The organism is Curtobacterium sp. B18 (assembly GCF_000333375.1).
Classification (GTDB): domain Bacteria; phylum Actinomycetota; class Actinomycetes; order Actinomycetales; family Microbacteriaceae; genus Curtobacterium.
On record NZ_BACZ01000477.1, the window covers coordinates 1 to 1,360 of the forward strand.

The window sequence follows — 1,360 nt, forward strand, 5'->3', positions numbered from 1 at the left end:
CACGTCGATGCTCGCGCAGGCGAACCAGAGCACGCAGGGTGTGCTCTCGCTCCTGCGCTAGCAGCGCTGACGCCGTCGTCCGGGATCGTTCAGGTACCCCGGGCGGCGGCGTCGTCCGCACCCTTCCACCCCGTAGCGGCAGGAGCCATCGATGTCGTCCGTCTCATCGGCCAGCAGCCTCGCGATCGACGGCCTCGTCAGCGGCCTGAAGACCACCGACCTCATCAACTCCCTGATGAGCGTCGAGGGCGTCCCGCAGACGCTCCTCAAGAACAAGCTCACGTCCACGAACTCGTTCATCTCGTCACTGCAGACGATCAACGGGTTGGTGCAGACCCTCGCGACCAAGGCGAAGGACGCGGCCAAGGCCACCTCGCTCGACCTGTTCACGGCGACGAGCTCCTCCGCCGGGGTCACCGCCGTCACCGGTGCGAACGCCGCCGCGGGGTCGCTCAGCTTCACCGTCGGGTCGACCGCGTCCGCCCAGGTGGGCGTGACCGCCGCGATGGCCACCTGGTCGTCGGCCGCCGAGCCGATCACGCTCGTCGGGTCCGACGGCACGAAGACGACGGTCACGCCGGCGTCGGGCTCCCTCGACGACACCGTGTCCGCGATCAACAAGTCCGGTGCGGGCGTCACGGCGACCCGGGTCGCGGCCGGCACCGACACGGACGGCACGAAGCTCTACCGCCTGCAGCTCACCTCGTCGAAGTCCGGTGCAGCCGGCGCCTTCGAGGTGTACCGCGGCACCGCCGACGAGGTCACCGCCGGCACCGCGACGAACGTCCTCACCCAGACGGGTGCCGCCGTGGTCACGCAGGCGAAGGACGCCAGTGTGACCCTGTGGGCCGGCACCGCGGCGGCGCAGACGGTGACGAGCACGACGAACACGTTCACCGACCTCGTCCCCGGGGTCAGTGTCACCGTGACCCAGCCCACGACCGACCCGGTGACGCTGACGGTCGCGCAGGACACGACCAAGGCCCAGGCCGTCGCGTCCGGGCTCGTCGACGCGATGAACGCCGTCGCCGCCTACTACCGCTCGAACACCGCGGTCACGAGCACGACCAGTGCCACGACCGGCACCACCTCGACCACCGCGGGGGTGCTCTCCGGCGACGGCACCACCCGCGACGTCGTCCAGCGGCTCGCCAGCACCATGTCCGCGCCGGTCGGTGGGAAGTCACCGTCGTCGATCGGGATCTCGATCACGAAGGACGGCGACTTCACCTTCGACGCCGACGCCTTCCAGAAGGCCCTCGCGACCGATCCGGAGGGCACGCAGGCGATGCTGACCGGCGTCGCGGCGAACGTCGGCGCGGCGGCCACCTCGGCGTCCGACAAGTACGACGGGTCCATC

The 1,360-nt window shown here is 70.5% G+C and carries 1 protein-coding gene; it reads left to right on the plus strand.

The window, feature by feature from the left end:
- Positions 1-151: 151 nt before the first annotated feature.
- Positions 152-1,360: flagellar filament capping protein FliD (fliD, locus tag I5E_RS12710; protein WP_022907317.1), on the plus strand; the 1,209-nt coding region annotated here is incomplete at its 3' end.